The organism is Streptomyces sp. NPDC051561, from assembly GCF_044454195.1.
Lineage (GTDB): Bacteria > Actinomycetota > Actinomycetes > Streptomycetales > Streptomycetaceae > Streptomyces.
On record NZ_JBITDM010000003.1, the window covers coordinates 409,512 to 434,246 of the forward strand.

At 71.2% G+C, this 24,735-nt stretch carries 22 protein-coding genes, 2 pseudogenes and 1 riboswitch; of the genes and pseudogenes, 12 read left to right on the forward strand and 12 right to left on the reverse strand.

The features are described 5' to 3' along the window. Positions 1-5 precede the first annotated feature (5 nt). Both ACIA73_RS09980 and ACIA73_RS09985 read right to left on the reverse strand, forming a co-directional pair. Positions 6-788, reverse strand: coding sequence for a maleylpyruvate isomerase family mycothiol-dependent enzyme (locus tag ACIA73_RS09980; protein ID WP_399437854.1), 783 nt, complete (start codon positions 786-788; stop codon positions 6-8). Between the two features lie 141 nt (positions 789-929). Then, positions 930-1,484: pseudogene (locus ACIA73_RS09985) on the reverse strand (hypothetical protein); the annotation flags it as partial. 126 nt (positions 1,485-1,610) lie between these two features. On the opposite strand from ACIA73_RS09985, the gene ACIA73_RS09990 reads away from it, so the two are divergent. After that, entirely contained in the window at positions 1,611-1,901 is a 291-nt protein-coding gene (locus ACIA73_RS09990; RefSeq protein WP_399437855.1) for a hypothetical protein, read from the forward strand. Between the two features lie 121 nt (positions 1,902-2,022). Here the strand turns inward: ACIA73_RS09990 and ACIA73_RS09995 are convergent, their stop codons facing one another. The 3 genes from ACIA73_RS09995 to ACIA73_RS10005 form a co-directional block, all read right to left on the reverse strand. Continuing rightward, positions 2,023-3,096 (reverse strand): prenyltransferase/squalene oxidase repeat-containing protein, encoded by a 1,074-nt coding sequence (locus ACIA73_RS09995; protein WP_399437856.1) that lies wholly within the window; start codon positions 3,094-3,096, stop codon positions 2,023-2,025. Continuing rightward, on the reverse strand, positions 3,093-3,845 hold the full coding sequence (locus tag ACIA73_RS10000) for a class I SAM-dependent methyltransferase (RefSeq protein WP_399437857.1): 753 nt from the start codon (positions 3,843-3,845) through the stop codon (positions 3,093-3,095). Before ACIA73_RS10000 ends, ACIA73_RS09995 begins: the two co-directional genes overlap by 4 nt. Positions 3,846-3,938: 93 nt before the next feature. Next, positions 3,939-5,273 carry a glycosyltransferase family 4 protein gene (locus tag ACIA73_RS10005; RefSeq protein ID WP_399437858.1) on the reverse strand — a complete coding sequence of 445 codons (1,335 nt, stop codon included), beginning with the start codon at positions 5,271-5,273 and terminating at the stop codon, positions 3,939-3,941. Positions 5,274-5,706: 433 nt separating this feature from the next. Here ACIA73_RS10005 and ACIA73_RS10010 point away from each other — a divergent pair, with 433 nt between their 5' ends. Next, positions 5,707-6,336 carry a TetR family transcriptional regulator gene (locus tag ACIA73_RS10010; RefSeq protein ID WP_399438047.1) on the forward strand — a complete coding sequence of 210 codons (630 nt, stop codon included), beginning with the start codon at positions 5,707-5,709 and terminating at the stop codon, positions 6,334-6,336. 115 nt (positions 6,337-6,451) lie between these two features. Here ACIA73_RS10010 and ACIA73_RS10015 read toward each other — a convergent pair whose 3' ends face one another. From ACIA73_RS10015 to ACIA73_RS10025, 3 genes are all read right to left on the reverse strand, one after another. After that, positions 6,452-6,685, reverse strand: coding sequence for a ferredoxin (locus tag ACIA73_RS10015; RefSeq protein WP_399437859.1), 234 nt, complete (start codon positions 6,683-6,685; stop codon positions 6,452-6,454). Continuing rightward, a complete protein-coding gene (locus ACIA73_RS10020) occupies positions 6,685-8,157 on the reverse strand; it encodes an aldehyde dehydrogenase (RefSeq protein WP_399437860.1) in 1,473 nt (490 codons plus the stop codon). Before ACIA73_RS10020 ends, ACIA73_RS10015 begins: the two co-directional genes overlap by 1 nt. 83 nt (positions 8,158-8,240) lie before the next feature. Continuing rightward, positions 8,241-8,879, reverse strand: a complete 639-nt coding sequence (locus ACIA73_RS10025; RefSeq protein ID WP_399437861.1) for a hypothetical protein — start codon at positions 8,877-8,879, stop codon at positions 8,241-8,243. A gap of 183 nt (positions 8,880-9,062) precedes the next feature. Between ACIA73_RS10025 and ACIA73_RS10030 the strand changes: the two genes are divergently transcribed. From ACIA73_RS10030 to ACIA73_RS10065, 8 genes and pseudogenes are all read left to right on the forward strand, one after another. Continuing rightward, positions 9,063-10,184 (forward strand): MBL fold metallo-hydrolase, encoded by a 1,122-nt coding sequence (locus ACIA73_RS10030; protein ID WP_399437862.1) that lies wholly within the window; start codon positions 9,063-9,065, stop codon positions 10,182-10,184. A 207-nt stretch (positions 10,185-10,391) separates the two neighbouring features. Continuing rightward, positions 10,392-10,682: pseudogene (locus ACIA73_RS10035) on the forward strand (TM2 domain-containing protein); the annotation flags it as partial. 3 nt (positions 10,683-10,685) lie between these two features. Next, positions 10,686-11,075, forward strand: a complete 390-nt coding sequence (locus ACIA73_RS10040; RefSeq protein ID WP_399437863.1) for a DUF2752 domain-containing protein — start codon at positions 10,686-10,688, stop codon at positions 11,073-11,075. A gap of 41 nt (positions 11,076-11,116) precedes the next feature. Beyond that, positions 11,117-11,266: riboswitch (cobalamin riboswitch) on the forward strand. A gap of 91 nt (positions 11,267-11,357) precedes the next feature. Next, positions 11,358-12,626, forward strand: coding sequence for a prenyltransferase/squalene oxidase repeat-containing protein (locus ACIA73_RS10045; protein WP_399437864.1), 1,269 nt, complete (start codon positions 11,358-11,360; stop codon positions 12,624-12,626). A gap of 89 nt (positions 12,627-12,715) precedes the next feature. After that, positions 12,716-13,387, forward strand: coding sequence for an SCO2322 family protein (locus ACIA73_RS10050; protein WP_399437865.1), 672 nt, complete (start codon positions 12,716-12,718; stop codon positions 13,385-13,387). Positions 13,388-13,431: 44 nt separating this feature from the next. Further along, positions 13,432-14,616, forward strand: a complete 1,185-nt coding sequence (locus ACIA73_RS10055) for an energy-coupling factor transporter transmembrane component T (RefSeq protein WP_399438048.1) — start codon at positions 13,432-13,434, stop codon at positions 14,614-14,616. 2 nt (positions 14,617-14,618) lie between these two features. Continuing rightward, positions 14,619-16,256 (forward strand): ABC transporter ATP-binding protein, encoded by a 1,638-nt coding sequence (locus tag ACIA73_RS10060; RefSeq protein ID WP_399437866.1) that lies wholly within the window; start codon positions 14,619-14,621, stop codon positions 16,254-16,256. Between the two features lie 80 nt (positions 16,257-16,336). Next, positions 16,337-17,191, forward strand: coding sequence for an ECF transporter S component (locus tag ACIA73_RS10065; RefSeq protein ID WP_399437867.1), 855 nt, complete (start codon positions 16,337-16,339; stop codon positions 17,189-17,191). 6 nt (positions 17,192-17,197) lie between these two features. On the opposite strand, the gene ACIA73_RS10070 is transcribed toward ACIA73_RS10065, so the two are convergent. Next, positions 17,198-18,550: an alpha/beta hydrolase family protein gene (locus ACIA73_RS10070; RefSeq protein ID WP_399437869.1), complete on the reverse strand. Its 1,353-nt coding sequence runs from the start codon at positions 18,548-18,550 to the stop codon at positions 17,198-17,200. A gap of 140 nt (positions 18,551-18,690) precedes the next feature. Further along, positions 18,691-19,860, reverse strand: a complete 1,170-nt coding sequence (locus tag ACIA73_RS10075; RefSeq protein WP_399437870.1) for a steroid 3-ketoacyl-CoA thiolase — start codon at positions 19,858-19,860, stop codon at positions 18,691-18,693. 205 nt (positions 19,861-20,065) lie between these two features. Between ACIA73_RS10075 and ACIA73_RS10080 the strand changes: the two genes are divergently transcribed. Both ACIA73_RS10080 and proP read left to right on the forward strand, forming a co-directional pair. Next, positions 20,066-21,313, forward strand: coding sequence for a cytochrome P450 (locus ACIA73_RS10080; protein WP_399437871.1), 1,248 nt, complete (start codon positions 20,066-20,068; stop codon positions 21,311-21,313). A gap of 337 nt (positions 21,314-21,650) precedes the next feature. Next, positions 21,651-23,162: a glycine betaine/L-proline transporter ProP gene (gene proP, locus ACIA73_RS10085; protein ID WP_399437872.1), complete on the forward strand. Its 1,512-nt coding sequence runs from the start codon at positions 21,651-21,653 to the stop codon at positions 23,160-23,162. Positions 23,163-23,254: 92 nt separating this feature from the next. Here the strand turns inward: proP and ACIA73_RS10090 are convergent, their stop codons facing one another. Both ACIA73_RS10090 and ACIA73_RS10095 read right to left on the reverse strand, forming a co-directional pair. After that, positions 23,255-23,551 carry a DUF2087 domain-containing protein gene (locus ACIA73_RS10090; RefSeq protein ID WP_399437873.1) on the reverse strand — a complete coding sequence of 99 codons (297 nt, stop codon included), beginning with the start codon at positions 23,549-23,551 and terminating at the stop codon, positions 23,255-23,257. An 11-nt stretch (positions 23,552-23,562) separates the two neighbouring features. Continuing rightward, on the reverse strand, positions 23,563-24,714 hold the full coding sequence (locus tag ACIA73_RS10095; protein WP_399437874.1) for a serpin family protein: 1,152 nt from the start codon (positions 24,712-24,714) through the stop codon (positions 23,563-23,565). Between the last annotated feature and the right edge of the window lie 21 nt (positions 24,715-24,735).

A 24,735-nucleotide genomic window follows, 5' to 3' on the forward strand; every position in this document is an offset into this window, starting at 1 on the left:
GCGCGCTACCAGGCGAGGGCGGCCAGCCAGCCGTCGAGGAGGGCGCGGTCGCCCAGCACCTCCACCTGCCCGGCGTCCGGGGACCGGCGGCGGTAGGAGACCAGCAGGAGGTCGGTGAGCGGGCCCCGTACCGCGACGGCTGCCTTCTCGTGGCCGCGCCGCCAGGTCACCGGTGTGGCGGTGAAGTCGACGAACCACTCGGCGTTCAGGACGGGGTTCGTGTCGGTGGCGTGCAGATGGAGGGTGTTGCCCTCCCCGTGCAGGACCCGCATCGCCTCGTCGGAGTCGTCGAGTCCGGTGAGCCACAGCCACTCGTCGAGGGCGTCGGCGGCCACCTCGGGCTCCACCTCGTAGGAATCCTTCGCCGCGAGGGCGGCGTCCGCGCGGTGCACGACCGTCTCATGGGTCATCCGGCGCGCCCAGAACAGGGCGGGGCGGTCGGTGGGCGCCCAGGCCCACACCGCCGCGTCGGGGCCCGCCTCACGCAGCGCGCCCGCACACAGTGCGGCGCCCTCTGCCAGCCAGGCGTCCAGGGCGGCCGCATCGTCGGTGGCGGGGCCGTCGGCGTGCGGCACGTCCTCGTCCGCCACCTCCTCGGTCGCGCGCGTGGACACGATCCGGTGCACCCAGCGGTGCGCCGCGCCCGTGTGCACGGCCAGCTCGCGCAGTGTCCAGTCGGGGCAGGAGGGCACCTGCGCCCCGAGGTCCGCACCGGAGACCGTCGCGCGCAGGCGGGCGGTCTCCTCGATGATCAGGTCGCAGTACCGGTCGTGCGCGAGAAACGTCATGGCCGCACTGTAGGCGGGAGGCGGACCCCCGCCAACTGCTTAGTCGCGGGCCGCAGTCCGGCCGCTGAGCTGGGCACTCTGCTGAATCGGGGCCTGCGGCGGAGCCTGCGCGGGCAGCTGCGCCGGGGAGCCGCCCCTGGCCAGTTCGCCCGCCGAGGGCACCTTGTCGACCACCGGCGCGTCCGCGGACTTTCCGGCGTCCTTGACCCCGCCGATGGCCTTCTCGAACAGCCCGACCTCACCGGCGCCGATGGTGCCCGCGGCGAGCTTGCCGCTGAGCCCCTTCAGCTTCTCGATGCCGTCCGACATCGGGGCGACCGCCTTGGAGAGCAGCTCGTCACCCTTGGCGTTGTTCACCGCGGCCTTCAGCCTGTTGTAGGTGAACGCGCCCGCGAGCCCTGCCTTGACCATGGCGAACTTCCGTCCGTCCGCACCCTTCTGGAAGGTGCCCGCCCTGAACGGCTTCACGATCCACTGGTACGCCGCACCGGCGGCCAGCGAGGCGTTGGCCACGAACCGGGTCTTGGCCAGCTTCTGCTTCTCCGCCTGGGTGGAGGGCGAAGCGCTCCCCGTCGTGGCGGCAGCCGCGCCCTTGTCCGTGTCGTTGCAGGCGGCGAGCGGCAGCAGCAGCGCACACGTCAGCGGCACCCCGACGAGCGCGCGACGGACAGGGGTGGCGGTGAAGGGACGGGGCACGGCGGGCCTCCCGGGGCCTGAGCGACTGTTCAGCACTTCCCCGCAGCGTCGCGCGGGCCCCCGCCGCCCACCACCAGGGCGCAGCCATCCGGGTTTGACGCCCGTCAAATAGGCAACATGTTCGGCATGTCCACACGAACCCGCACCGGAAATCCCGCAGCCACCGCGATTGCCGTCGCCGCGGACATCGCCGCTCTCATCCTCGGCCTGTGGATCCTCTTCTACCTGCTGGACGCCAACCAGTCGAACGCGCTGGTCGGGTTCATCAAGGACGCCGCGCAGTTCCTGGCCGGGTGGTCCTACGACCTGTTCACCTTCGACGAGCAGTGGGCGCGGGTGGTGGCGGGTTACGGCCTGCCGGCCGTGGTCTATCTCTTCGTCGGCCACGCCCTCGCGGGCGCGGCGCGCCGCCGCTGACGGGCCGGGCCGGGCCAGGGGTACGCCGCGCTTCGTGTGCGACGTACCCCTGAGGCCTGAAGCCGGGGGCTTGAGGCTGGGAGCGCCCGGGCCTGGAGCCTGAAGCCGTCCGCGGTAGGGGTCAGCAGCAGTCGGGGGCCAGGCCCCGCGGCAGCTGCTCGCCGCTGAAGACCGCACAGGTGGCCTGCTCGCCGCCGAGGGCCGCCACCGCGAGGAGCAGTGAGCCCGCCGTCCAGGTGGTGAGTTCGCGGGGCCAGATGGCCTCGTCGTCGAAGACGTAGCCCGTCCAGTACATGCCGCTGCCGTCGTCCGCGCGCAGGTGCTGGATCTCCTGGAGGATCTCCAGGGCACGGTCGGACTCCCCCATCGCCCAGAGGGCCAGGGCGAGTTCACAGCTTTCGCCGCCGGTGACCCAGGGATTGGGGAGCACACAGCGCACGCCGAGGCCGGGCACCACGAAGGCGTCCCAGTCGGCCTCGATGCGCTCCTTGGCCTGGGGTCCCGTGACGGCTCCGGCGAGGACCGGGTAGTACCAGTCCATCGAGTAGCGGGACTTGTCGAGGAAGCGCTCGGGGTGCTTCTGGATCGCGTGGCGCAACGAGCCGACCGCCAACTCCCAGTCGGGTTGCGGCTCTTCGCGCTGATCGGCGATGGCGAGCGCACAGCGCAGCGCCTGATGTATGGACGAACTCCCGGTCAGCAGCGCGTCGTTGACGGGGGTGCCGTCGTCCTCGCGCTTCCAGCCGATCTCGCCGCCCGGCTGCTGGAGGGCGAGCACGAACTCCACCGCCGCGTACACGGCGGGCCACATCCGGTCGATGAACGCGTCGTCGCCGGTGGACAGGTAGTGGTGCCAGACGCCGACCGCGATGTACGCGCAGAAGTTGGTCTCGCGGGAGCGGTCGGTGGGACGGTTGTGGTCGCCGTCCTGGTAGGCCGCGTACCAGGAGCCGTCCGGGTTCTGATGCTTGACCAGCCAGTCGTACGCCCTCGTGGCGGCCTCGTGCTCACCGGCAGCGTCCAGCGCCATGGCGGCCTCGGTGTGGTCCCACGGGTCGAGGTGGTGGCCGCGGAACCACGGGATGGCGCCGTCCTCGCGCTGCCCCGCGAGGATGCCGGCGACGGTCTCGGTCGCCTGATCGGCCGTCAGAACGCCGTCCAGGACCAGGTGTTCGGTGTAGCCGGGGCTCGTCACTTGGTGTCCGTACCGCTGGCCGCCGCGGTGGCCGGCAGGTGGGGCTTGGTGGCGTACGCGACGAAGCTCTTGCCGATCACCGGGTTGAGCGCCTGCTCGGCGACCTTGGTGAGCAGCGGCTTCTTCATGATGTCCCAGACCAGGAGCTTGTGGTACGCCTTCACCGGCAGCGCCTTGTCGTTGTCCACGCCGAACGCGCACTTGAGCCACCAGTACGGCGAGTGCAGGGCATGCGCGTGATGGGTGCCGTACGGCCGCAGCCCGGCCTCCTTCATCCTGCCGATCAGCTCGTCCGCCTTGTAGATGCGGATGTGGCCGCCCTCGACCTCGTGGTACGCGTCGGAGAGCGCCCAGCAGACCTTCTCGGGCCCGTAGCGCGGCACGGTCACCGCGATCCGGCCGCCCGGCTTCAGCACCCGCACCATCTCGGCGAGCACACCCTTGTCGTCCGGGATGTGCTCCATGACCTCGGAGATGATCACCACGTCGAAGGAGGCGTCGGGGAACGGCAGGTTGAGCGCGTCGCCCTCCATGGCGGTGGCGGTGGCGCCCTCGGGGGCCTCGCCCGCTTCCTTCATGGCCGCGAACCACTTGGCGACCTCGCGGATCTCCTCGCCGTTCTGGTCCAGGGCCACCACCTGGGCGCCGCGCCGGTAGCACTCGAAGGCGTGCCGTCCGGCGCCGCAGCCCAGGTCGAGGACGCGGTCGCCCGGGGCGAGCGGGAAGCGGGAAAAGTCCACGGTCAGCACGGGGGCTCAGCTTTCATCCGGCGGTGGGGGTGGTTCGGTCACTGCTGCGGGAGTACGTCAAGTGGCTTGCGGCGCACAGGACTTGATTGACCCTCAGGACTTGAGGGTGCCCTGCTTGGCGGCGGCCCGCTGCTGCTGAGCGATCGCCTCGCGGTAGAGCTCGGCGGTGCCGATCGCGGCCTGCTTCCAGGTGAACCTGGCGAGCACCCGGTCCCGTCCCGCCGCACCGAGGCGGGCGCGCAGGCCGGCGTCGCCGAGGAGTCGCGCCAGCTGTCCGGCGAGGGCGTCGGCGTCTCCTGGCGGTACGGCGAGGCAGGTCTCCCCGTCCGGGCCCGCGACCTCGGGGATGGCGCCGCCGGTGGTGGCGACCAGCGGGGTGCCGGTGGCCATGGCCTCGGCGGCCGGCAGCGAGAAGCCCTCGTACAGCGAAGGGACGCAGGCGACCTGGGCACCGCGTACGAGATCGACCAGTTCCTGGTCGGTGATGCCCTTGACGAATTCGATGGCGCCCTGGAGCCCGTACCGCTCGATCGCCTGGGCGACCGGGCCGTCCTCGGCGCGCTTGCCGACCACGACGAGATGCGCGTCGGGCCGCTCGGCGCGGAGCTTGGCGAGGGCCTCGACGAGGTGGACCAGGCCCTTGAGGGGCACGTCCGCGCTGGACGTGGTGACGATGCGGCCCGGGATCTCGGCCACGGACGCGTCCGGCGACCAGAGTTCCGTGTCGGCGCCGATGTGCACCACGCGGATGCGGTCGCGGCGTACGCCGAGGTGTTCGACGATCTCCGCCTGCGACGACCCGGACACGGTGAGCACCGAGGGGAGTTTGCGGGCGACCCGCTTCTGCATCCGGGTGAAGCCGTACCAGCGGCGTACCGAGGCGCGCTTGAGGCGGGTGCCGGCGGCATCGATGTCGAGCTGCCGGTCGACGGTGATGGGGTGGTGAATGGTCGTCACCAGTGGCGCGCCGAGATCACCCAACAATCCGTACCCGAGCGTCTGGTTGTCGTGCACCACGTCGAACTCCCCGCGCCTGGCGGCGAGATGACGCTTCGCCCGCAGCGAGAAGGTCAGCGGCTCGGGGAATCCGCCGGTGCGCATGGTGGCGTACTCCACCACGTCGACCCAGTTCCGGTACTCGCCCCACTTGGGGTTCCGGAACGGGTCGGGGCTGCGGTAGAGGTCCATGCTGGGAAGCTCGGTGAGCGGTACGCCCTCGTCGAGCACCGGGTAGGGCTGGGCGCCGAGCACCTCGACGCGGTGCCCGAGGCGGGCGAGTTCGCGGGAGAGATGGCGGACGTAGACGCCCTGGCCGCCGCAGAACGGGTTCCCCTTGTACGAGAGGAGCGCGATGCGCAGCGGACGCTCACCCGCCGTGTCGTTGGCGTCCCCGGCACGGGGGCCCGCCTGTATGGCCTCAGCGGTCACTCTCGGCCCCCTTCTTGACGCACTTCCGCCGGAGCGTAGCCGCTGGCGCTAATCTAGAACAAGTTCCAGAGTTGATCGAACACAGAGCTTTGAATCTACCGGCACGAAGCGGCGGCGTAAGGTCCGGATCGGGTGATTCGCGCCACGACCCATGGTCGCGCCCGGGCCGGCGTACGACCGACGGGCACGCGAAGCGCACGGGGCGCACAGGAAACACGGGGACACCATGAAAGCGGAAGCGCAAACACCGGAGACCGGGGGCACGGACCGCGGGGGCACGGGCAGCGGGGCGGGCCGGGCGGTGGAGGCGGCCGGACGGGGGGCGGAACGGACTGCTGAGGACGCGGGTCCCGGCGCGGAACCGGGCGTGGCCGCGGGGCGCCCCGCGGGCCTGGGGCCGCGGGGCGGGCGGGGGGCGGGTCGTGGTGTCGCGATCGGTCGGAGTGCAGGTGCGCCGGGCAATGGCGGGCTTTCCGCCACGCCGCCGTTGACCGAACGCCAGGAGGCCCGTCGGCGGCGGATTCTGCACGCCAGCGCCCAACTGGCCAGCCGGGGCGGCTTCGACGCGGTGCAGATGCGCGAGGTCGCCGAGGAGGCGGGGGTCGCCCTCGGCACCCTCTACCGTTACTTTCCCTCCAAGGTGCACCTGCTGGTCGCCACCATGCAGGACCAGCTCCAGCACATGCACACCACCCTGCGCAAGCGCCCCCCGGCGGCCACCACCTCCTCGGAGCGCGTCGCCGAAACCCTGATGCGCGCCTTCCGTGCCCTCCAGCGCGAACCCAACCTCGCCGACGCCATGGTCCGCGCGCTGACCTTCGCCGACCGCTCGGTCAGCCCGGAGGTCGACACCGTCTCCCGCCAGACCACCGCGATCATCCTGGACGCCATGGGCCTCACCGACCGCCCCACCCCGGAACAGCTCTCCGCCGTCCGCGTCATCGAACACACCTGGCACTCGGCCCTGATCACCTGGCTGTCGGGACGCGCCTCGATCGCCCAGGTCAAGATCGACATCGAGACGGTGTGCAGGCTGATCGACGTGACGGCGGAGGACGGGTAGTCCCTGCGGCAGCCCTCGGGGCCCGGGGCCGAGCTCCGGTTCCGGGCAGGGGTGGTGGGGTGGGGTGGGGTGAGGAAAGCCCCGCGGGGCGGCCCCGCTCCACCCCGCCCCCGCCCTACTCCTCCGGCGGAAACACCATCTCCCCCGAATCCGGCAGCGTGATCGCGATCGCCTCCACCGGGCAGCCCTCCGCCGCCGCGAGCACGTCCTCATTGGCGTCGGTGTCCGGAACAACCGGGTGCGACTGACGGGCGGTGTCCAGCCGGAACGCACCCGCCGCCGTACTGACGCACATCCCCGACCCGATACACACCGACCGGTCGACCTCCACGTGCCAGCGGTCCCCCATCAGGACCCCGCCCCCGGCGCCTCGTACCCGGCCGGCAGGTGGATCATCTTGTGCTCCAGGTACTCGCCGTACCCCTCGGGCCCGAATTCACGGCCCACACCGGAGTTCTTGTAACCCCCGAACGGCCCCATCATGTCCATGCTGAAGGTGTTGACGGAGTAGGTGCCGGTACGCACCTGCCGTGCGACCTCGATGCCGTGCTCGACGTCCGCCGTCCAGACACTCCCGCTCAGCCCGTACTCGGAGTCGTTGGCGATCCGCAGGGCTTCCGCCTCGTCGTCGTACGGCAGCAGACAGATCACCGGACCGAAGATCTCCTCGCGGGCGAGCCGCATGGAGTTGTCGACGGCGCCGAAGAGGGTGGGCTCGACGTACCAGCCCCGGTCCTGGGAGGCCGGCCGGCCGCCACCCGCGAGGATCTTGGCGCCCTCCTCCTGGCCGATGCGGATGTAGTCGAGGGAGCGCTGCTGCTGCCGCTGGGCGACAAGCGGGCCGACCTCGGTGGCCGGGTCCATGGGGTCGCCGACCTTGAGCGCGGACGCCGCCGCCGCGAAGGCCTCGGCGAACTCGTCATAGCGGGAGCGGGGGGCGAGGATGCGCGACTGGGCCACGCACGCCTGGCCGTTGAGCATCCAGGCGAAGGGCGTGATGCCGGAAACGGTGGAGGCCAGGTCGGCGTCCGGCAGGATCACGGCGGCCGACTTTCCGCCCAGTTCCAGCGTCACCCGGGTGAGGTTGCGCGAGGCGACCTCCATCACCCGCTTGCCCGCGGCGACCGAACCGGTGAAGGACACCTTGTCGACGTCGGGGTGCGAGACCAGGTACTCACTGACCTCGCGCTGCGCCGGCAGGATGGACAGGACCCCCTCCGGAAGGCCCGCCTCCGTGCAGATCTCGGCGAGGAGGTAGCCGTCGAGGGGCGTCTCGGGGGAGGTCTTCAGGACCGCGGTGCAGCCGCTGAGGAGGGCGGGGGCCAGCTTGGCCGCGGCCGTGAACTGGGGGACGTTCCAGGGGACGATCGCCGCGACGACGCCGACCGGTTCGCGGCGCACCAGCAGATTCCCGAGTACCCCGGTGCGGTGCGACTCCACCGGGAACTCCTGCGCCACCTTGATCGTCGCGTCCCAGACCATCATCGCGGCCAGCGCCTGCATCATCACGCCGGCGGTGTACGGGGTGCCGTTCTGCAGGGTGATGACGCGGGCGATCTCCTCGTGGCGTACCGCGATCGCGTCCTTGATACGGGTGACCACCGCGATCCGCTCGTCCAGCGACATCCGGGGCCACGGGCCCTCGTCGAAGGCGCGCCGGGCGGCCGCCACCGCCCGGTCCACATCGGCCTCGCTGGCGTGCGGGACCCGGCCGATGACCTGTTCGGTGTGCGGGGAGACCACCTCGATGACCTCGGACCCGAGAGGGTCCACCAACTTGCCCGCTATGAAGAGCTGTTGGTGTTCGACGAGTTCGGTCATGGCTGCTGCCTCCCACAAGTCGGGCCCGGTGCAGATCTGCTGACGCTCTATCAGCTATCGCCTTCCACGAACTGATACCAGTTCTAGTTCGTACGGGGAAGGGGCGTGACGCGGCCGGCCATGAGCAGCGGGGCGAAGGCGATCAGGAAGCAGAGGCCGCCCAGCGAGAGGAAGTCCAGGCTGAGTGCCATCAGGACGGTGCCGAGGAGGAGGGCGAGCCCGATGAAGAGACGGGTGCGGACGGGGGCGGCGAGGAAGGGGACCAGGGCGAGCTGGCCGACGAAGAAGAGCACCGGGACGACGCCGTAGACGACGGGTTCGACCCCCGGAACGTCCTTGACCTGCTGGAAGATCTCGACCATCTCGGGCCGGTCGGCGGACATCAGCCCCGCGATCAGGTCGATCGCGGCCTGGACGGCGGTGGCGGCGAGCCCGGCACCGGCCGCCACCAGGGGGATCAGGGCCGCGCGGCGTCTGGATTCGGGGACCGCGCGGTGGAGGTGGCCGAGCACCGGGATGTAGAGGAGCACTCCGGCCAGCATGGCGAGGTGGCCGAGCGTCCAGCCGATGCCGGGAGTGCCGCGTTCGCTGAGGAGGCGGATGCCGCCGTAGGCGATCAGGGCGACGGGGCCGGCCACGAGGGCGAAGCGGCTGAGGCCTGCGGGGCGGGGGAGGCGGTGGGTGGCGACTGCGATGCGCGTGGTGTGCGTGGTGTGGGTCATGAAAGGAATCCTGTCCGTGTACGGACAGCGAGCCATCCGGGACAACCAGGGGGCGACCCTGACAACTCCCCCGAGAGGCATGGGGGTTGAGACCCTGACCGCCTCCCGCCATGTGCTGGAACTCGTTCTAGTTATAGTGACGGCAAGGCAAGTCCCGTACCACTTTCGACAGTTGGGGGACCCATGGGGGCCACAGAGGCCACGACACAGGTGACCGAGCACGGCGGCGGTGTCTGGAGCATCAAGGTGCCGATCCCGGACAACCCCCTCGGCCACACCCTGGTGCACCTCCTGGACACCGACCGGGGCCCGGTGCTGATCGACACCGGCTGGGACGACCCCACCTCCTGGGACACCCTGGTCGCGGGCCTCGCCGCGCTGGACGTACGCGTCGAGGACATCCACGGCGTGCTGATCACCCACCACCACCCCGACCACCACGGTCTGTCCGGACAGGTGCGGGACGCCTCCGGCGCGTGGATCGCGATGCACGCCGCCGACACCGAGGTGGTGCGCCGCACCCGCAGTGCCGAACCGGGCACCTGGCTCGACTACCTGACCGCCAAGCTGGCCCACGCGGGAGCCCCCGAGGACCACCTCGGTCCGCTGCGGGCGGCCCGCGCGTCGGGACGGATGCGGACGCTGCCGGGGCTGAGTGCGGCGCTCCCGGACCGGGAGATCGCGCCCGGCGACCTGCTGCCGCTGGCGGGTCGGCGGCTGCGCGCCGTGTGGACGCCGGGGCACACGCCAGGCCATGTGTGCCTGCACCTGGAGGAGGACCACCCGGCGAACCTCCCCGGCCACGGCCGCCTCTTCTCCGGCGACCACCTCCTGCCCGGCATCACCCCGCACATCGGCCTCTACGAGGATCCGGACGACGCCACCGCCACCGGCCCTCAACTCCGTCCGAGCGGCGAAGGCCCTCCCCCGAGCTCCCCGCTCCGTTCGAGCGGGGGAGACCCCCTCGGCGACTACCTGGCCTCCCTCGAACGGATTGCCGCCCTCGGCGTCGCCGAGGTGCTCCCCGCGCACCAGCACGCCTTCACCACCCCGCGCGAGCGCGTCGAGGAACTCCTCGCCCACCACGAGGAACGGCTCGCCGGGCTGCGCGCCCTGCTCACCACTCCCCTGACCCCCTGGCAGATCGCGGAGCGGATGGAGTGGAACCGCCCGTGGGACCAGATCCCGTACGGCTCGCGGAACATCGCGGTCTCGGAAGCCGAGGCCCATCTGCGGCGGCTGGTGAAACTGGGACACGCGGAGGCGGTCCCGGGGAGCGATCCGGTGGTGTACGTCGCGATGTGAGGCGGAACACGTGGTTCCGCAACTGCCCCGCGAACCGGGGCCGTTGCGGGCGCCACGCCACCAAGTGAGACGCCGATTGCGGCTTTTGCTGCGAATGGGGACCTTCGGCTCGCGCCGCGGGGACACCCGTTGGTCAAGGCCACGACCGATATGAACGACCATGGGTGGTTGATCCTTTCGTACTGCAGAGAGCGACCCCCCATGGCCTACGGCTCCCCGTTCCCGCCCGGCTCCCCGTACCCGCCCTCCCCCGAGGCCCCCTACGGCTACGACCCGTACGGCCGCCCGTACTCGGACAAGTCGAAGATCGTGGCCGGGGTGCTCCAGTTCTTCCTGGGTGCCTTCGGTATCGGCCGCTTCTACACCGGGCACATCGGCATGGCCATCGCCCAGCTGGTGACCTGCGGCGGCCTGGGCGTCTGGGCACTGATCGACGCCATCCTCCTGCTGGTCAGCGACGGCAAGACCGACGCCCAGGGTCGCGTCCTGCGCGGCTGACCCATGACCGGCGCCCCCTTGCGCAGCCCCGCGCGCCTGCTGCCCGTGCTCGTGACGGCGGCCGGGCTCGCGGGGCTCGTCTACGTCTTTGTGCACAGCCCCTACGACCCGGGTCAGCTGTTCCTGCGCTGCCCGTGGAAGCTGGTGACCGGGCTCGACTGCCCGGCGTGCGGCGGCACCCGGATGACGTACAGCCTGCTGCACGGCGATCTGCCCGGCGCGTGGCGCGCCAATCCGGTACTGCTGCTCGCCGCGCCCTGGGTGCTGTGGCTGTACGGGAGGTGGAGCGCGGCCACCGTGCGCGGCAGGCGCTACCGGGTCGCGCTCGGTACCAAAGGTGTGACCGCCCTGGTCTCGGTGGCGGCGCTCTGGACTCTCGTACGGAATCTGTAGGCCCCGCCGCCCGGGGCCCAGCGGCAGGCCCCGGCCCCTACGGGTCGGTAGAGTGTGCGAGTCGTCATCATGCCCGTACGGGAGAAGCCGGTGCGAATCCGGCACTGACCCGCAACCGTGATTCCCCCCGCGCGCGAACCCCGCCGCAGGGTGAAGAGTCGGAACGCCCGGCCCGCATGACTGGCTCGGCACCGTCGAGGTAGAGGTATACGGAGCCGGCGCCGCGGGGCCCGGAGAAGGGGTCCGTGCCCGGCCTCCCTTCAGGAGAGGCACCACCGCATCATGACCCTTCGCCGCAGCGCCGCAGCGCTCGCCGCCACCGCAGTTCTCGGCGCGGTGGCCGCCCCGGCCGCCGTCGCAGCGCCGACGCCGTCGCCGGTGGCGCTCCCCTCCGGTCTGTACGGCAAGGGCGACCCGACGTACGACGGTGTCTTCCGGCAGTCCCTGGCACTGCTCGCGCAGGACACCGTCGGGGTGAAGCCTGCCGCGAAGGCGGTGGACTGGCTGGTGGGCCAGCAGTGCGACAACGGCGGCTTCGCCGCCTACCGCGCGGACGCGGGCAAGGCCTGCGACCCCAAGGACCCGAAAGTCATGCTCGACAGCAACGCGACGGCCTCCGCGGTGCAGGCACTGAGCGCGCTCGGCGGGCAGGACGCCGCCGCGCAGAAGGCCGTGGGCTGGCTGAGGTCCGTGCAGAACGCCGACGGCGGCTGGCCCTATGTGCCGGGCACGCCGAGCGACGCCAACTCCACCTCGCTGGTGATCGGTGCGCTGGTCGCGGCCGGGGAGAAGCCCAAGGACATCAAGGGCAAGGACTGGAAGTCGCCGCTGGAGGCACTGCTGGACTTCCAGGTGAAGTGCGACGGCGACGCCTCCCACCAGGGCGCCTTCGCCTTCCAGCCGGACAAGGCCAAGAAGCTCTTCCCGAACGCCGACGCGACCGCCTCCGTGGTCACCGCGTCCGCGCTCAAGGGTCTGGTCGTGCAGGCGCCCAAGGCCGCCAAGGAACTCACCGTCGCGCCCGCCTGCAAGGACGGCATGACCACCCCCGAGGCCGCGGTGGCGGGCGGCGCCGACTACCTCTCCCGGACGCTGGAGAAGAACGGCTCGCACCTGAAGTCGGCGATGCCCGGCGCAGAGGACAAGCCGGACTTCGGCAACACCGCGGACGCCGTGGTGGCCCTGGCCGCCGGTGACTACAAGGCCGCCGCCGCCAAACCCGCCGAGTGGCTGGCCAAGAACTCCGCCGCCTGGGCGAAGGGGGCCGGTCCCGCGGCGTACGCGCAGCTGATCTTCGCCGCGCACGCCACCGGCATGGACCCGCGCTCCTTCGGCGGCGCCGACCTCGTCGCCCAGCTGAACGCGACCGGCCCCGCTCCCGAGTCCCAGCCGGGGGCCGGGAAGGACGGCACGAAGGACTCCGCCGAGGAGAAGAAGTCCGACGACGGTGGTTCGACCGCGACCTGGTGGATCGTGGGCATCGCCTTCGTGGCGAGCATGGGCGCGGGCTTCCTGATCAGCGGCCGCAACAAGAAGAACCAGCAGCTGTGAGCCGGGCTCGGCCGGGACGGACCACGAAGGCCCGGGGCACGAAGGCCCTGACCACAGGGGGGCACGCTTTCCGGAGACCGTGCGCCGCGGTGCTGCTCGTGGTGGGGGCGGTGCTGTTCGCGCTGCTGCCCGCGGCGTCGGCAGTGGCCGCGGATGCCGGTTCCGGTTACCGTTACTGGTCGTTCTGGGAGCGCGACGGCGCGAAGTGGGCGTACGCGACCCAGGGGGCGGCCACCACCCATCCGGCCGACGGCTCGGTGCAGGGATTCCGGTTCTCAGTGAGCCGGGACTCGCAGGACGCCGCCAAGCCGCGCGGTGAGGCCGGTTTCGAAGCCGTCTGCGGGAAGACCCCGGCCAAGGACGGCAGCAAGCGCGTCGCCCTGGTCCTCGACTTCGGCACCCCCCAGGACGCGCCGGACGGGGAGAGCCCGCCTGCGCCCCGCAGCGTGTGCGCGCAGGTGGGCGAGGACTCGACGACCGCCGAAGCACTCGCGGTGGTGGCCAAGCCGCTGCGCTACAACAACGCGGCGCTGCTGTGCGCCATCTCCGGCTACCCGAAGTCGGGCTGCGCGGACCAGGTGGCGGAAGGCTCCGCCCCGTCGGCGGACCCGGCCGCACCCTCTCCCACCACCTCGCATTCCGTTTCCGCCACGGACGACGGTGAGGGCGTGGGCCCCTCCGCAGGTGTGCTGGTCGGCCTCGCCGCGGTACTGGCGCTCGGCGCCGCCGCTGTGTGGCAGGCACGCCGCCGCCGGGGATGAGCCGGGACACGGACGAGCCGGGCGGCGGAAGGCTGTCCGGACGCATGGGCTCCGCGGTGACACTGCGGGCCCCCGCCGCCAGCCGCAGCAACGCCCTGCACGCCGGGGCCTGGTGGCTGTGGGCGCTGGGGCTCGCCGCCGCCGCCTCGCGCACCACCAATCCGCTGCTGCTCGGACTGCTCGTCGGGGTGGCCGGGTATGTGGTCGCGGCGCGGCGGACGGACGCTCCGTGGGCGCGGTCGTACGGGGCCTTCGTCAAGCTGGGCCTGATGGTGCTGGTGATCCGGCTGGTGTTCTCGGTGTTCCTGGGCTCGCCGATCCCCGGCCAGCATGTGCTGTTCACGCTCCCGGAAGTCCCGCTTCCGGACTGGGCGAAGGGGGTCAGGCTCGGCGGCCGGGTCACCGCCGAGCAGTTGGTCTTCGCCCTGTACGACGGTCTCAAGCTCGCCACCCTGCTCATCTGCGTGGGCGCGGCGAACGCGCTCGCCAACCCGGCCCGGCTACTGAAGTCGCTGCCCGGCGCGCTGTACGAGGCGGGGGTGGCAGTCGTGGTGGCGATGACTTTCGCACCGAACATGGTCTCCGACGTCGTACGGCTGCGGCACGCCCGGCGGTTGCGCGGCCGCCCCACCGGCGGGGTGAGGGCACTTCTCCAGATCGGGCTGCCGGTGCTGGAGGGCGCCCTGGAGCGGTCGGTGGCCCTGGCCGCCTCGATGGACGCCCGGGGATACGGGCGCACCGCCCAAGTACCGCGCCGGGTAAGGAACTTGACGACACTGCTCACTCTCGGCGGGCTGCTCGGCGTGTGCGCCGGGACGTACGGCCTGCTGGCAGCCCAGGGCGCCGGGTACGCGCTGCCGGTGCTGCTGATAGGCCTGGCCGCCGCGATGGCGGGGCTGCGGCTGGGCGGCCGGCGCAGTGTGCGCACCCGGTACCGGCCCGACCGGTGGGGGGTGCGCGCCTGGCTGGTCGCCGGGTCGGGGGCGGCCGTGGCGGCGCTGATGATCTGGGCCGCCTCGTACGACCCCGAGGCCCTGCATCCGGGGGTGCTGCCGCTGGTGGCCCCGCAGTTCCCGGTGTGGCCGGCGCTGTCGGTGCTGATCGGGCTGCTGCCCGCGTTCGTCGCGCCCGTCCCTCCGGGCGCCGCCACCGCTTCACGCCCTCCCTCCCCCTCCGCGCCTTCCGCACCGCCCGCCCACTGCGCACCGCCCGCTGTCAGAGGAAAGTGAAAGTGATCCGGTTCGAGAACGTCTCCGTCCGGTACGAGGGTGCCGCCGCGCCCGCCCTCCAGGGGGTGGACCTGACCGTCCCCGAGGGCGAGTTGGTGCTGCTCGTCGGCCCGTCCGGGGTCGGCAAGTCGACCCTGCTCGGGGCGGTGTCCGGGCTGGTGCCGCACTTCACCGGGGGCGTACTGAGCGGCCGGGTCACGGTCGACGGCCGGGACACCCGCACCCACAAGCCGCGCGAACTGGCCGATCTGGTCGGCACCGTCGGCCAGGACCCGCTGTCGCACTTCGTCACCGACACCGTCGAGGACGAACTGGCCTACGGCATGGAGTCGCTGGGCATCGCCCCCGACGTGATGCGCCGCCGCGTCGAGGAGACCCTGGACCTGCTCGGCCTCACCGACCTGCGCGACCGCCCGATCGCCACCCTGTCGGGCGGCCAGCAGCAACGCGTCGCCATCGGCTCCGTCCTCACCGGCCACCCCAAGGTCCTGGTCCTGGACGAGCCGACGTCCGCCCTGGACCCGGCCGCCGCCGAGGAGGTCCTGGCGGTGCTGCAACGCCTGGTGCACGATCTGGGCACCACCGTGCTGATGGCCGAACACCGCTTGGAGCGGGTGGTGCAGTACGCCGATCAAGTCGTCCTCCTTCCCGGTCCGGGTCTCGCTCCTGTCATGGGCGAACCAGCCGACGTCATGGCCCTCTCCCCGGTGCACCCACCGGTGGTGGGCCTCGGCCGGCTGGCCGGCTGGTCGCCGCTGCCGCTGTCGGTACGGGACGCCCGGCGCCGGGCCGCCCCGCTGCGGTCCCGGCTCGCGGACCGCGCCCCCGCCCCGGTCACCGGCCCGCCCGCCGCTCCCCCGGTCGCCGAGACCGACGGCCTGTCGCTGCGCCGGGGCCGTATCGAGGCCCTTCGCCAGGTCTCCCTGTCCGTACGCCCCGGCGAGACCATCGCCCTCATGGGCCGCAACGGGGCCGGAAAATCGACCCTGCTGAACACTCTGGTCGGCATGCACGAACCCTCCTCCGGCCGGGTCGTGGTCGGCGGCAGGGCCCCCGCGAAGACCTCACCGCGCGAGATGGTGCGCCGGGTGGGCCTGGTCCCACAGGAGCCCCGCGACCTGCTGTACGCCGACACGGTCGCCGCCGAGTGCGCGGCCGCCGACCACGACGCGGGCGCCGAGGCAGGCACCTGCCGCGCCCTGGTGAGCGCCCTGCTCCCCGACGTACCGGACGCGACCCACCCCCGCGACCTCTCCGAGGGGCAGCGCCTGGCGCTCGCCCTGGCCCTCGTCCTGACCGGGAAGCCCCCACTGCTCCTGCTCGACGAGCCGACCCGCGGTCTGGACTACGCGGCCAAGGCCCGGCTGATCGGGATCCTGCGCGAACTGGCGGCGGACGGGCACGCGATCGTCCTGGCCACCCACGATGTGGAGCTGGCCGCCGAACTGGCGCACCGGGTGGTGATCCTCGCGGACGGCGAGGTCGTCGCGGACGGCCCGACCCCCGAAGTGGTGGTCTCCTCCCCTTCCTTCGCACCCCAGGTGGCGAAGATCCTCGCCCCGCAGGAGTGGCTGACCGTGTCCCAGGTACGGGACGCCCTCGGGGACACCCGGGCCACACGATCCGGCGGCACGGAGTGAAGGGCCCGGCACGAAAGCCCGCACCGGACCCGGCGCAGGACCCGGCGAGAAAGCCGGCGCGGAGTCCGGCACAGGACCCGGTGAGTGCGGCGGGCACGGCGGGCGCCGCCCGTCCCGTGCGGCTCGGGCGCCGGTCGGTGGCGGCGCTCGTCCTGATCAGCGCCGTCGGGGTGATCGCCTTCGGGTGGCCGCTGCTCGCCGACTCCGCCGCCGGGCTCGCCCACTCCAAGGACGCGCCGTGGCTGTTCGCCGCGCTGCTGCCACTGCTGGTCGCGGTGGTGGTGGCGACCATCTCCGACTCGGGTCTGGATGCCAAGGCGGTGGCGATGCTGGGGGTGCTGGCCGCCGTGGGCGCGGCCCTGCGGCCACTCGGCGCGGGGACGGCCGGCCTGGAGCCGATGTTCTTCCTGATGGTGCTGAGCGGGCGGGTGCTCGGGCCCGGTTTCGGCTTCGTCCTCGGGTCGGTCACGATCTTCGCCTCCGCTCTGCTCACGGGTGGGGTGGGGCCCTGGATGCCTTTCCAGATGCTGGCCATGGGCTGGTTCACGATGGGTGCCGGGCTGCTGCCGGGATGGCAGCGGCTGCGCGGCAGGGCCGAGGTGGCGCTGCTCGCCCTCTACGGGGCGGTCGCTGCCTTCGCCTATGGAACGATCATGAACCTCCAGGGCTGGACCTATCTCGGTGGGCTCTCCACCGGTGTCTCCTTCGTGCCGGGCGACCCGGTGCACGAGAACCTGGTCCGCTTCCTCGCGTACTGTCTGGCGACCTCCATGGGCTGGGACCTCGGCCGGGCCGTCCTCACGGTCGTACTGACCCTGACGGTGGGGCCGGCCCTGCTGAAGGCGCTGCGCCGTGCCACCCGGCGGGCGGCCTTCGCGGCACCGGTCACCTTCGAGGGTGCCAACGAGGCTGCCTCGACGCCTCCGAGCCCGTAACGGCGCCTAGCGCACCGGGTCCAGGCTGTTGAACCACCGCGCTATCTGCGGTGCGGACTTCTTGAAGGTCCCGAAGTGGTCGACCTGTCCCTGGTCGACCGTCGGGGCCTTCACCCCGTTGCGGGCCAGGTCGGCGGCGCAGGTGCGGGCGTTTCCTCTCGGCACGTCCGTGTCGCCGGAGGAGGTGTACAGCCGGACCGGGGCCCTGGGCTTCCAGTCGCAGGTGCCGTCGTTCACCTTGATCGCTGCGAGGAGTGCACCGCTCGGGCGCCGCATCTCCTCGTAGTAGCGGGGGGTGAGCAGTTCCTTCAGTGTGCCGGGAAGGTTCCTGGCCACGTCCTCCTCGGTGTGGTGGGTGTCGAAGAGCTGCTCGGCGACCTTGTCGTACGGCTTGCGGAAGACTTCGGCGGGGTCCTTGTAGAGCGGGTGCAGCTTGTTCTGCGCGGTCAGGAAGTAGGTGGAGTAGAAGATGCCGCTCAGGGGGTTGACCCGGCCGTCGTACAGCGCGGGTAGCTCCGTGCCGAGCAGGTCGTAGGGTCCGCTGACCGGTGCCAGCGACTTCAGCCGGAAGTGCCGCTCGCCGCCGGACGGTTCGCGGCCCGACGGTCCCTGGCCGGAGAGTTCGCGTCCGATCGCCATCGCCACCTGGCCGCCCTGCGAGAAGCCGGTGGCGTGGACGTCCCCGTTGAGATTCCTGCCGAGCTTCTCGGTGGCCCGGCCCGAGGCCCGCAGCATGTCGACGGTGGCGGTGACGGCGGACCTGGTGTCCATGTACGGGTGCGAGCCCGGCCCCTTGCCGAGGCCCAGGTAGTCGGGGGCGGCGACGGCACGCCCCGTACTCGCGTACAGAGCGGCCGAGAGCCGGCTGAAGTCATCGGCGACGGACGGCGCGTAGTCGCGGTGGACCATGGTGCCGTGGGTGTCGGAGACCAGGGAGAGCCGCCGGTCGCCGCCCTGGGGCAGTACGAGCAGACCACTGGCCGTGGTGGGAGCCCCCTGCGGGGTCACGGTGCGGTAGATCAGCCGGTACGCCGCGATGTCGTGCCGTACCAGGGACCGGTCGGCCTCCACCCCGCCCTTGGCCAGGAACGCGAGCACCGCACTCCGGTCGAGGCGCGCGACAGGCGTGACGGAGATCAGCGTGCCCCGGCCGGTGTGCGCACTCGACGTGGCGGCCGGGCCGGTCGCGGGTGCCGCGGACCGGCCCGCGGAGACGGAAGCCGGCCCGGTGGCCGCTATCGCCGGCGCGGCCGTGACCCCCGCGAGGACGGCGACGGCGACCGCCGCGGTGGCCCGAAGAGCGGTCCTCCGGAGGGCGGTTGGCGGCCTGGACGCGGTTACTGTGCGTGTCTGTTTCATGTCTCGACAGTAGGTTCGCCGTCACCCCCGCCACCATGAGGCTGACCGCATACTTGGGGTGCGCTAAACACCACCACGCCACCCTGCGGAAAGCCTCAGCACCCGACCCCTCCCACAGTCTCTGACTCACAGCCCCTGACTCACAGCCTCTGAATGATCGTCCCCGTCGCGAGCGCCCCACCCGCACACATGGTGATCAGTGCGAACTCCTTGTCCCTGCGCTCCAGTTCGTGCAGGGCGGTGGTGATCAGACGCGCCCCGGTGGCTCCGACCGGATGCCCCAGAGCGATCGCTCCGCCGTTCACATTGACCTTCTCCAGGTCCTGCTCGAAGACCTGTCCCCAGCTCAGCACCACGGACGCGAAAGCCTCGTTGATCTCGACCAGGTCAATGTCCTTGAGCGACATGCCCGCCTTGCCGAGCACCGCCCGCGTCGCGTCGATCGGTCCGTCCAGGTGGAAGTGCGGGTCCGAGCCGACCAGCGCCTGTGCGACGATCCGGGCCCGCGCCTTCAGCTTGAGCGCCCGGGCCATCCGCTTCGACGCCCACATGACGGCGGACGCGCCGTCGGATATCTGCGAGGAGTTCCCCGCCGTGTGCACGGCGGTCGGCATCACCGGCTTCAGTCCGGAGAGCGCCTCCATGGACGTGTCCCTGAGGCCCTCGTCGCGGTCGACGAGCCGCCACATGCCCTGCCCGGCCGCCTGCTCGTCCTCGTTCGTCGGGACCTGCACCGCGAAGGTCTCCCGCTTGAAGCGCTCCTCCGCCCAGGCGGTCGCCGCCCGCTCCTGCGACAACAGGCCCAGCGAGTCGACCCGTTCACGTGTCAGCCCCCGGTTCCTGGCGATCCGCTCGGCCGCCTCGAACTGGTTGGGCAGGTCCACGTTCCACTCGTCCGGGAAGGGCTTGCCGGGGCCGTGCCGCGAGCCGCTGCCCAGCGGCACCCGGCTCATCGCCTCGACACCGCAGCCGATGCCGATGTCGATGACACCGGCCGCGATCATGTTGGCGACCATGTGGTTGGCCTGCTGGGAGGAGCCGCACTGGCAGTCGACCGTGGTCGCGGCCGTCTCGTACGGAAGCCCCATCGCCAGCCAGGCGTTGCGCACCGGGTTCATCGACTGCTCTCCCGCGTGCGTGACGGTACCTCCGACGACCTGCTCGATGCAGTCGGCAGGGATCTGGGTGCGCCCCAGGAGTTCGCGGTACGTCTCACCCAGCAGGTATGCGGGGTGCAGATTGGCGAGCGCCCCGCCCCGCTTGCCGATGGGCGTTCGTACGGCTTCGACGATGACGGGTTCCGCGGCCATGAGCTCGTCCTCTTCTCACCAGATACCGAGTTCCAGATACCGAGTTCTCACCAGAATTAGTACGCGTTCTAGTTCTGTGTCCAGTCTCGTGAAGAACGGCCTGTCCGCGCAAGGGTCTTGCCACTTGTAGAACTCGTTACTACCTTGCGGTCAACTTCTGATGGACCGTCAGAGAGTGTGCGAGCGAGACGATCTGGAGTTGCCGATGTCCTGTCCCGTTCTCCCCGAGGGTTTCGACTTCACCGATCCCGACGTCCTCCAAGCCGGCGTCCCGCTGCCCGAGTTCGCGACGATGCGCCGGACCGCCCCGGTGTGGTGGTGCGCCCAGACACCCGGGATCTCGGGCTTCGACGACGCGGGCTACTGGGTGGTGACACGGCACGAGGACGTCAAGTACGTCTCGACGCACCCGGAGCTGTTCTCCTCGAACACCAACACCGCCGTGATCCGCTTCAACGAGTCGATCGGCCGCGACCAGATCGAGGTCCAGAAGCTGATCATGCTGAACATGGACCCGCCGGAGCACACCCGGGTCCGCCAGATCGTGCAGCGCGGCTTCACCCCGCGTGCCATCCGTTCCCTGGAGAACACCCTGCGGGACCGGGCGGGAAAGATCGTCGAGGCGGCGCTGGCCGAGGCGGAGAAAGGGGACGGCAGCTTCGACTTCGTCAGCAACATCGCCGTGGAGCTTCCCCTCCAGGCGATCGCCGAGCTGATCGGCGTACCCCAGGAGGACCGGGCGAAGATCTTCGACTGGTCCAACAAGATGGCGGCGTACGACGACCCGGAGTACGCGATCACCGAGGAGGTCGGCACCGAGGCGGCCATGGAGATCGTCTCGTACGCGATGAACCTGGCTGCGGCGCGCAAGGAGTGCCCGGCCAAGGACATCGTGTCGCAGCTGGTGGCGGCGGAGGACGAGGGGAACCTGGGGTCGGACGAGTTCGGCTTCTTCGTGATCATCCTGGCGGTGGCCGGCAACGAGACCACCCGTAACGCCATCAGCCACGGCATGCACGCCTTCCTCACCCACCCCGAGCAGTGGGAGCTGTACAAGAGGGAGCGACCGGAGACCACCGCCGAGGAGATCGTCCGCTGGGCGACGCCGGTGGTGTCCTTCCAGCGGACCGCGACCCAGGACCTGGAGCTGGGCGGACAGCAGATCAAGAAGGGCGACCGGGTGGGGCTGTTCTACTCCTCCGCCAACCACGACCCGGAGGTCTTCACGGAGCCGGAGAAGTTCGACATCACCCGCGACCCCAACCCGCATCTGGGTTTCGGCGGCGGCGGTCCGCACTTCTGCCTGGGCAAGTCGCTCGCCGTGCTGGAGATCAACCTGATCTTCAACGCGATCGCCGACGCGCTGCCCGACCTGCGGCTGACCGGTGATCCGCGACGGCTCCGCTCGGCCTGGCTGAACGGAATCAAGGAGCTGCGGGTCACCAGGGGTTGAGCTACGGGTCAGCAGGGGTTGATCCGCGGCGATCGGGGCAGAGGAAGCGGTGGGTACCGGGCCGGGCTGTGAACGCACTGACAGGCCCCGGTCGAATTCCTGCGATTTGAGTCACATCGCGAGGGATCGGCAAAGCGCCCCGGAAGAGCCGTTTGCCCAGGCACCAAGCGGTTCGGGCGCCACCGGGTGATCAACAGGGCACAGCACGTAAGGCGTAACTAAAGGCATATGGTCGGGTTTGGGTCGCTCCGCGTTGCGGGGCGGCCCCTGTCTTTGCCCCGCAGTCGTCCCGGGCAGGGACCGCCGTCCACACCAGAAAGTGCAGGCGAGAGAACTCGTGCCGGCGTCCACGCCCGTCGCACCCAGGCCCACGTCCCCGGACAAGGAGAACGGGGGCCGGAGCAAGAGCACCTCCACCGACACCGCCGCCACCAGCGACACCGCCGTCACCGTCACCGACCCGGCGATGGTGAAACGGGCCGTCAAGGCCGCCGCCCTCGGCAACGCCATGGAGTGGTTCGACTTCGGCGTCTACAGCTACATCGCGGTCACCCTCGGAAAGGTCTTCTTCCCGAGCGACAACCCCACCGCGCAGTTGCTGTCGACGTTCGGCGCCTTCGCCGCCGCGTTCCTGGTCCGCCCCATCGGCGGCATGGTCTTCGGCCCGCTCGGCGACCGCATCGGCCGGCAGAAGATCCTCGCGATCACCATGATCATGATGGCTTCGGCCACCTTCGCCATCGGTCTGATCCCGTCCTTCGCCACCATCGGCATGTGGGCGCCCGCGCTGCTCTTCCTGGCCCGCCTGGTGCAGGGCTTCTCGACCGGCGGTGAGTACGGCGGCGCGTCCACCTTCATCGCCGAGTACTCGCCCGACAAGAAGCGCGGCTTCCTGGGCAGCTGGCTGGAGTTCGGCACGCTGGTCGGCTACATCTGCGGCGCCGGCCTGGTCACCCTGATGACGGCGCTGCTCAGCTCCGAGGACCTGCTGAACTGGGGCTGGCGCATTCCGTTCCTGATCGCGGGACCGATGGGTGTCATCGGCCTCTATCTGCGCCTCAAGCTGGAGGAGACCCCGGCCTTCGCCGCGCAGGCCGCCGAGGACAAGAAGCTGGCCAAGCAGGCGGCGAAGCAGGCCGCCAAGGAGAAGAAGGCCGCTCCGAAGCCGGAGAAGCCGTCCCTGCGGGAGACCGTTCTCGGCCAGTGGCGGACGATGCTGCTCTGCATCGGTCTGGTCCTCGTCTTCAACGTCACCAACTACATGCTGCTGTCGTACATGCCGACGTACCTCACCGAGCAGCTGAAGTACGACCCCACGCACGGCCTCCTCGTCGTCCTCGGCGTGATGGTCTTCATGATGTGCGTGCAGCCCTTCGCGGGCCTGCTCACCGACCGCTTCGGCCGCCGCCCGGTGATCGCGGTCGGCTGCGCGGGCTTCCTGGTGCTGTCGATTCCGGCGCTGCTGCTGATCCGCCAGGGCAGCCTGGCGGCGATCATCCCCGGTCTGCTGGTGCTCGGCCTGCTCCAGGTGTGCTTCACCGCGGCGATGCCCTCGACGCTGCCCGCGCTGTTCCCGACGAAGACCCGTTACGGCTCGCTGTCGATCGGCTTCAACATCTCGGTGTCGCTGTTCGGCGGCACGACCCCGCTGGTCGTCACCGCGCTGATCGGCGCGACCGGCAACCTGATGATGCCCGCCTACTACATGATGGCCGCGGCCGTCATCGGTGGTGTCGCGGTCTTCTTCATGACGGAGAGCGCACGGCGTCCGCTGCCGGGCTCGGCGCCCGCGGTCGAGACCGAGGAAGAGGCCGATGAGCTGCGCCGCGAGCTGAGCAGGGCCTCGTAACGCGGGCGCTCACACGCAGGTGCCCGGCAGGCCACGGGCAGGTGGAACGGCCCCCTCACCGCACGGTGAGGGGGCCGTTCGGGCGCGATGACTCAGTGTGCCTCGTACGTACGGTGGTAGCTGCTGCCGTCCTTGGTACGGGCCAGGTAGCCGCCCTCGACCAGGTAGCGGCGCAGCGCCGAGCAGTCCTCGTGCACGGTGCGGATCGTGTCGTTGACCTCGCGTTCGGTGTACTCGCGGCCGTCCTCGAAGAGCGTCTTCGTCAGATGGGCGAGCAGCTCGGCCCTGCGGGCGGGTTTGCGCGGTACGGCGGTGAGCCGCCCGTCCGTGAAGAACGCCTCTACTCCATGACCCGCCACCGGGAACTCCTGCCGTCCGCTTTCGAACACGAGCCTCCGTTCTACTCGCCCGGCACCCCCTCCTGCCAGGCAATAAACAGCGGCAGCTCCCCGCTCGCATCGAGCACGACGACCCCGAAGGGCCGGTTGAAGCGGATCGTCTCCGTACGCCGCGCGGGCGGCGGCGCGCTTCCCGCCGCCATCGGCACCACGGTCACGGCGGCGGCCTCCACCCCTTCCTCGGCGACCTTGAGCAGCGCTTCCTGCACCACCCGCGACACCTTGAGCTGCTCCGGGGACATCCCGGAGAAGTCCGCCAGGTCGGTGGTGGCCCGGTGGATTCCCCAGCCGGGCAGTTCCTCGGTGACTTCGGTGGTGGTACGGAGCGCCAGTCGTGGCAGCGCGATGTCCACGAGGTCGGTGTCGAGCGGTGTCCGCTCCCCGGACCGCGCCCACCCGGCAGGCAGTACGTCCCCGGGTCCGGCCCCCGGCTCCCCGAGCAGGAACCGCACCCTGGCGGGACCGCCGACGCCCTTCCCCCGGCCCGGTACCGCGTCCGGCACCAAGTCCCGCGCCGAGCCGGGCGCTCCGGCCTGCGATGCCCCCTGCGCGCCCCCCTCGGTACGGCAGCGCAGCTCCACCACCCGGGTCGCGCCGACCGTCCAGGCGTCCGCGAGCGGCACCCCCTTCTGCATGGTCGGCACCATGCGGCACACGCCGGCGGCGTCGGTGAAGTCCAGGTCCTCGGTCAGCCACGACTCGAACGGGTACTGCCAACGCGCCTTCAGTGCAAGGGCGTTGACGATCGCGAGCAGAATGCCGCCGTCGAGCCGCACCGGCAGCCGCTCGATCAGCCCACCGGTGGATTCCCGCACCCAGGCGTCGATCGCCACCGGATCCAGCTGACCCACCGCGACATCCGGGAGCGCCTGCTGGAACTCCCGGTACACCGGCACCTTGCTCCACACACAGGTCGCCGTCCCGAGCGCGTCGGTCCCGTCCAACACCCTGGTCGCCTCGCGCACCGCCTTGGCCGCGTCCGACCCGGCGAAGCCGAGCAACCCCCGTATCTCCTCGGCCGTTTCACCCCGCGCACCGGCGGCGGCGACACCCAACGCCAGCCACAGCCCCACGGGCGACCGCACGAAGTTCCCGCCCTGCGCGGCCCCGTGCGCCGACCACTGCCCGGCCAACCGCCGGATCTCCGTTTTCATCCGCATCCGACTCCCCCTGGT